The organism is Steroidobacter sp. (genome assembly GCF_016790065.1).
Lineage (GTDB): Bacteria > Pseudomonadota > Gammaproteobacteria > Steroidobacterales > Steroidobacteraceae > Steroidobacter.
In genome coordinates, this window is the sequence record NZ_JAEUPY010000859.1 from 1 (window position 1) to 5,917 (window position 5,917).

Sequence of the window (5,917 nt, forward strand, 5' to 3'; positions counted from 1 at the left end):
GAGGTCACGGCGATTTTGCGAGCGGCAGTAGCTCGAGGATCCGATCTCATGACTTCCTTGTTGGCATTGATTGAAACTAAGTTGGTGAGCCCTCATCGGCAGCCAGATGAGTTGGAACTGCCGACTGCCGCGGAAGTTCTAGAGGGAATCTACGCCGCGATTGCGGGCGTTAACCGGATGGTACAGCGCCATAACGGTTTAATGGATTCGTTCCAGGAGGAACAGCACCGAGCATTGACTGCGATTAAGGGGCACCTGCTCGGACGAGCGCAGGCAACCTTCGACGAGTTGAAGGCTACTGCGGAGGATGCGAGCAAGAAGTTGAGCGAGGCGAATGAGGGCAGAGAGGCGCTCACTCGAAGGCGTGAGTTTCTTCAAAGCGCTATGCGTTCGCACGGACCAGCGGCGGAAGTAATTACACGACTAATCCACAACTACCTAGGCCGCCGGGATCTGGAGTTGGTAGCCGCAGAAAATGGGTATCGCCTGCGTCGCAATGGGAAGCTTGTGCGCGGTTCATTGAGCGAGGGTGAGAAGACGGCAATCGCAATCTGTTACTTCATCATCACCCTTGAGGCGGAGGGGCGGAAACGTAAGGACTTGATCGTGATTGTTGATGACCCAGTTTCGAGCTTGGATACGCGTGCTTTAAACTACTCATTCAGCATTCTTCGAGCGGTAGTGGCCGAAGCGGGGCAGGTATTCATCCTGACTCACAACTTGCACTTCATGAACGAAGTGCGTAAATGGCTCGGGTCGAAAACAGAGCGCGGCCTGAAGAGGGATGGTAAGGACCCTTCGAAGGTTGCGGCGGCTCTGTTATTTCTTGACACGGTACAACCTGGAGGGCCGGAAACACGTGCTTGCCGGCTGAGAGAGTTGCCAAAGCACATACGAGATTATGAATCTGAGTATCACTACCTTGTTCATCTGATTCTGCGCTTCGCTTCCGACCCGGACGAGTCAGAGTATTTCTTCCTTCTGCCAAACGCACTGCGAAAGGTGATGGATGTTTTTCTTGCCTTCCGAATGCCTGGTCCTGATGGGCTTGGTAGTAAGGTTAACAGGCTTGCCGGTGAGTTGGAGGGCAGTGGCATAGATCCTGCTCGTATCCAGGCGTTGGAGCGGTTAGCTCAAATGGAATCTCATGCCGACAACCTGGACGATCTTGTGACGTTCTCAAACACCACCGTAGAAGAGGTGCGCGCGGCAGCCGAGACACTGATCGAGCTAATATCAACGCTCGATCCGAGACATTGGCAAACGATGAAGGGTCTATGTGGCTGAGATAGTGCTGGACGGATGCGCTCTCTCGCCATTACAGCCGGAACTCTGATTGTCTAGACTTCCAGCCCAATATCGGAATAGTGTCCTCCTGCGACCAGTGATCCGCCGAGAGGCGGCCCCCGCCGGTGCTACCAACACCGACGAGGGCCTAACCACAACGCCTAGTTAGAGGCAGTTATGGCTTCCGTCATTATGGCGCACCCGGCGCTTGCGCGCGTATCTGACAAAACAAACGGCTTTGTCGTGCTCCACCGAACGTCATCGGGTAGGGCGCGGCCATGAACCGGTGGCGAGAATGCGCTCGCAAACATTCGCCGGTATCTTCTAACAATCGTTCAGGCCGGCTTAGTTCACGAACCGACGCGTCTCGCGCGAGGTACGAGCCATGACCCGCGCGAACCGCGAAGATATGGTCGTCCTAAGCATGGGCCTGAACACGCTGCTCGCCAGCGTGCGGCAGACGGAGGCATGGTGCCGATTCCAGGGTGACATGGCATTGCTCCGCCGCACCCGCCTGCTGATACGCGCCATCCTTATCACCCGCAGCAAGTTCTTCGCAAGCTCAAGCGCTGGCGAAACGAACGACGACGTCGCCGAAGCGCTCTTCGTCGCCCACGGGCTTCGTGGCGCGGCTCAACAATGCCACGAAGGGCAGGCGGCCCTCCACGAACGACTAATCGGTGGCGCAGAAGCCATCGAGCGGTTGTGCAGCTCACCGTTCCACAAGAGGTAACGACTTATGGCGGAGAAGGAAACATACGAATCACTTCCCGCCGGCCGCTCTCTCGAAGAACTCATCGAAGCGGAGCGAACCAACCTCATGCAGGTTCAAGGGATGGCCAGGGTTCTGTACGACGTCTTGCTGTACTCCGATGACGATGATGGAACGATGCATGCGGATTTGACTAAGGTCATCGCGCGACTGATCGCAGAATCGGTCGATGCGCTCGAGAAGATCGTCAGGCGCTTCAAAGCCGGCGAGTTGAGCCCGCCGCCGAACAAGTCATCGGACGACTCTGACTCGGGAAGTTCGACGTAGAGCGGGCAGGGCGCGAACGTGAGCGACACGCAACCCGCATCGCCGAAGTCGCCGCAGATAAAAAAAGAAAGTTGCGCTTATTTCGCTGTGCTCGGAAAGCGCGTCACGCAGTTGCGCAAGTCACGAAGCATGACGCAAGCGGAGCTAGCTCGCGCGCTGGGCGTCTCGCAGCAAGCTGTGTTTGCATACGAAATTGGCGAGAGGCGGATCTCTGCCGTCGTTTTGGAACGGATCGCGAAGTTGTTCCGGCTGACTATGGATCAGCTTCTCGGTTTCACTCCGGAGCCCGCCAGGAAAGTACGGCTTTCGCCGAGAGCGATACGCCACGCGGAGTGCCTCCAGTCGCTATCCAAAATGCAGCAGCGCTTCGTCGTCCGGATCCTCGACGTACTAGAGGAGCACAACAAGAACAGCAGGAAGACCGGCAGCGCGCCGCAGGCGCGGAACTAAGCGAAGCTGATCTGACAGGGCTCCAGTTTGCGCAGTCGCGCCAGAAACGCCGAACACCCCGCCCGCACCCCGAGCAGAATCCCGCCGGAACCCCAGCCTCAACGCGAGAAAAAAATCGAATGTTTTGATTGGTCGGGGTGACAGGATTTGAACCTGCGACCTATACGTCCCGAACGTAGCGCTCTACCAGGCTGAGCTACACCCCGAAGAAGGACTGGATACTTGCTGATCTAGGGTCGGTCAGTGCGTGCGTTCGACCGAGAAATCAGCGAGTTCGCGCAAGGCTTGCTTGTACGCCGAGTCGGGCAATACGGCGATTGCTTCGATGGCGAGGGCGGCCTCCCGCCGCGCGAGCCGCGCAGTGTACGCAAGGCCCCCGGTAGATTCAATTGCGGCGGTGATCTCGGCGAGCCGATCGATATTGCCTTCCTCGATGCTCTGGCGGATCAAAACCCGTTGCGCCTCCGAGCCGGTGCGAAGCGCATATATAAGAGGAAGGGTGGGTTTGCCTTCGGCGAGGTCGTCGCCGAGGTTTTTGCCGAGCTCTTCGCTGTTTGACTGGTAATCCAGTACGTCGTCGACCAGCTGGAAGGCGGTGCCGAGGTGGCGGCCATAGGCGGCCATCGCGGCTTCAACCTGCGCAGAGGCGCCAGCCAAAATGGCGGCGACCTGCGCGCCGGCTTCGAACAGCTTGGCGGTTTTCCGGTAGATGACTTCGAAGTAGCGCTCTTCGGTGGTGTCCGGATCGTTGGCGTTCAGGAGCTGCAGCACCTCGCCCTCGGCGATCTTGTTAGTGGCGCCGGCCATCACATCCATGATCCGCATGCTTTCCAGGGACACCATCATCTCGAACGAACGCGAGTAAACGTAATCTCCCACCAGCACGCTGGCTTCGTTGCCCCACACTTCGTTGGCGGTGTCGCGGCCGCGGCGCAGTTTGGAGCCGTCGACCACGTCGTCGTGGAGCAGGGTGGCGGTGTGGATGAACTCGATGATGGCTGCGGCTTCGGGATGGCGTTCGCCGCGGTAACCGCAGGCGCGCGCGCAGACCACCACCAGCAACGGCCGGAGGCGTTTGCCGCCGCTACTCACGATGTATTCGGCGATCTGGTTGACCAGGACTACATCGCTGGCGAGGCGATGACGGATGACCGCATCGACCTGTCGCAGGTCGCTTTCGACCAGCGCTTTGACGGACTCGAAGCTCATGGATTCCAAAGAGAAAAAACCGAGCGCGAATGGTAGCCCATCAGGGCCGGCAGCTGTCGCATGTCACAGACTTAGTTGTCTTCGGGGCGGTCATGAACTCGCGAAACCAGTGAAATTGCCGCAGGCTGGGAGCGCGAAATGGGGTTGAAAACCGCGCTGAGGGCTCTAAAAGCCAGTTCGCGGCCGGTTTCGTCGCGGATTTTGGCCTGAATGAGCAACACGCCAGTTGCCAGTAACCCCTCCGCTCCGTACACTTCACGCCCTTTTCCGCCGGGCGCTCCCGGCCCCCGGAGTTCGCTAGGTCATGTACGCCGTCATTTCCACGGGTGGTAAGCAGTATCGCGTCAGCGAAGGCCAGGTTGTGCGCGTCGAGAAGCTGGAGGCCGAAGCCGGCGCCAGCGTCGAATTCGACAAAGTGCTGCTGGTTGGTGCGGGCGATCAGGTCAAGATCGGTACGCCGTTTCTGAGCGGCGGCAAGGTCAGCGCCACCGTGCAGAGTCACGGCAAGGGCGATAAGAAAGTCATCGTCAAGTTCCGTCGCCGCAAGCATTACCTGCGCCAGGGCACGCATCGCCAGACCTACACTGAAGTGAAGGTCACTGGCATCGTCGGCGGCTAATTCTTTTATTTTGATTTTGGAGAGCACACGCCATGGCACATAAAAAGGCAGGCGGCAGTACCAAGAACGGCCGCGATTCAGAGTCCAAACGACTCGGTATCAAGAAGTTCGGCGGTGAGCAGGTGCTCGCCGGCAATATCCTCGTTCGTCAGCGCGGCACCGTTTATCGGGCCGGCGACAATGTCGGCACCGGCACTGACTACACGCTGTTCGCCACTTCACCGGGGCGCGTGCAGTTCAAGAAGCGCGGCGTCGAGCAGAAGACTTTCGTGAGCGTCGTCGCCGAGTAATCGGCACGGTTCGCGCAGGATCGAAGGAGCCCCGGCCCGCGTGCCGGGGCTCTTTTTTTCTAAGGTCCGTGCCTCAACTTCAAAGTAGTAATCATGCGTTTCGTCGACGAAGCCACAATCAAGGTTCAAGCCGGCAACGGCGGACGAGGCGCGGTGAGCTTTCGTCGCGAGAAGTTCATTCCGTTCGGCGGTCCCGACGGCGGTGATGGCGGCATCGGCGCGGACATCTATCTCGTCGGCAAGGCAGGCATCAACACGCTGGCCGACTTCCGCTACAACAGAGCGTTCCGCGCGCAGCACGGGACGGCTGGCTCGGGCAACGACTGCACCGGTGCCAGCGGCACCGATCTAGTCGTCGAAGTCCCCATCGGCACCGTAGTCGTCGATGTGGACACCGAGGAGCAACTCGGCGACGTGACCGAGCCTGGGCAGCGCTTGCTGGTCGCCAAGGGCGGCAAGGGCGGCTGGGGCAATGCTCGCTTCAAGAGCAGCACCAATCGCACGCCGCGCAAGGCCATGCCGGGCCTGCCGGGTGAGAAGCGCGACCTTCGCCTCGAGCTGAAGGTGATGGCCGATATCGGCTTGCTCGGTCTCCCAAACGCGGGCAAATCGACACTGATTCGCGCGGTTTCGGCGGCAAAGCCGAAGGTTGCGGACTATCCGTTCACGACCTTGCACCCGAATCTCGGCGTAGTTCGCGTCGGCGTTCATCGCAGCTTCGTGATGGCGGACATTCCGGGCTTGATCGAAGGCGCGGCGGAAGGCGCTGGCCTCGGCATTCAGTTCTTGAAGCACCTTCAGCGCACGCGCGTGCTGCTGCATTTGGTCGACGTGTCGCCGCCCGATCCCGATGCCGATCCGGTGAAGGATGCGCGCGCAATCATCGCGGAATTGAAGAAGTGCAGCGCCGATCTCGGTACCAAAGAGCGCTGGCTGATCCTGAACACAGTCGACCTGTTGCCGCCCGATCAGGCTGACAAGGTCTGTAAAGACATCGTCCGCCGGTTGCGCTGGAAGGGTCCG

The 5,917-nt window shown here is 59.4% G+C and carries 8 protein-coding genes and 1 tRNA gene; 7 read left to right on the forward strand and 2 right to left on the reverse strand.

Annotation, left to right across the window (positions count from 1 at the left end; genetic code table 11):
- From JNL55_RS34505 to JNL55_RS34520, 4 genes are all read left to right on the forward strand, one after another.
- The coding region (locus JNL55_RS34505) for an AAA family ATPase (protein WP_293865597.1) at positions 1-1,287 on the forward strand (1,287 nt) is incomplete at its 5' end.
- A gap of 385 nt (positions 1,288-1,672) precedes the next feature.
- The gene (locus tag JNL55_RS34510; RefSeq protein ID WP_293865600.1) at positions 1,673-2,020 is read left to right on the forward strand and encodes a hypothetical protein; all 348 of its coding nucleotides are present in this window, start codon (positions 1,673-1,675) and stop codon (positions 2,018-2,020) included.
- A 6-nt stretch (positions 2,021-2,026) separates the two neighbouring features.
- Positions 2,027-2,326 (forward strand): hypothetical protein, encoded by a 300-nt coding sequence (locus JNL55_RS34515; RefSeq protein WP_293865603.1) that lies wholly within the window; start codon positions 2,027-2,029, stop codon positions 2,324-2,326.
- An 18-nt stretch (positions 2,327-2,344) separates the two neighbouring features.
- A complete protein-coding gene (locus tag JNL55_RS34520; protein WP_293865605.1) occupies positions 2,345-2,776 on the forward strand; it encodes a helix-turn-helix domain-containing protein in 432 nt (143 codons plus the stop codon).
- Positions 2,777-2,905: 129 nt separating this feature from the next.
- Here the strand turns inward: JNL55_RS34520 and JNL55_RS34525 are convergent.
- Both JNL55_RS34525 and ispB read right to left on the reverse strand, forming a co-directional pair.
- A tRNA-Pro gene (locus tag JNL55_RS34525) sits at positions 2,906-2,982 on the reverse strand.
- A 34-nt stretch (positions 2,983-3,016) separates the two neighbouring features.
- Complete coding sequence (ispB, locus tag JNL55_RS34530) at positions 3,017-3,985, reverse strand: octaprenyl diphosphate synthase (protein WP_293865608.1); 969 nt, start codon at positions 3,983-3,985, stop codon at positions 3,017-3,019.
- Positions 3,986-4,289: 304 nt separating this feature from the next.
- Between ispB and rplU the strand changes: the two genes are divergently transcribed.
- The 3 genes from rplU to cgtA all read left to right on the forward strand — a co-directional run.
- Entirely contained in the window at positions 4,290-4,604 is a 315-nt protein-coding gene (gene rplU, locus JNL55_RS34535; protein ID WP_293865611.1) for a 50S ribosomal protein L21, read from the forward strand.
- Between the two features lie 32 nt (positions 4,605-4,636).
- On the forward strand, positions 4,637-4,894 hold the full coding sequence (rpmA, locus tag JNL55_RS34540) for a 50S ribosomal protein L27 (protein ID WP_293865614.1): 258 nt from the start codon (positions 4,637-4,639) through the stop codon (positions 4,892-4,894).
- Between the two features lie 93 nt (positions 4,895-4,987).
- Positions 4,988-5,917: Obg family GTPase CgtA (cgtA, locus tag JNL55_RS34545; protein ID WP_293865617.1), on the forward strand; the 930-nt coding region annotated here is incomplete at its 3' end.

Bases quoted from the DNA above. Each gene is read 5' to 3' on its own strand.
- rpmA (WP_293865614.1), top strand. From the start codon at position 4,637: ATGGCACATAAAAAGGCAGGCGGCAGTACCAAGAACGGCCGCGATTCA.
- ispB (WP_293865608.1), bottom strand. From the start codon at position 3,985: ATGAGCTTCGAGTCCGTCAAAGCGCTGGTCGAAAGCGACCTGCGACAG.
- JNL55_RS34515 (WP_293865603.1), top strand. From the start codon at position 2,027: ATGGCGGAGAAGGAAACATACGAATCACTTCCCGCCGGCCGCTCTCTC.
- rplU (WP_293865611.1), top strand. From the start codon at position 4,290: ATGTACGCCGTCATTTCCACGGGTGGTAAGCAGTATCGCGTCAGCGAA.
- JNL55_RS34510 (WP_293865600.1), top strand. From the start codon at position 1,673: ATGACCCGCGCGAACCGCGAAGATATGGTCGTCCTAAGCATGGGCCTG.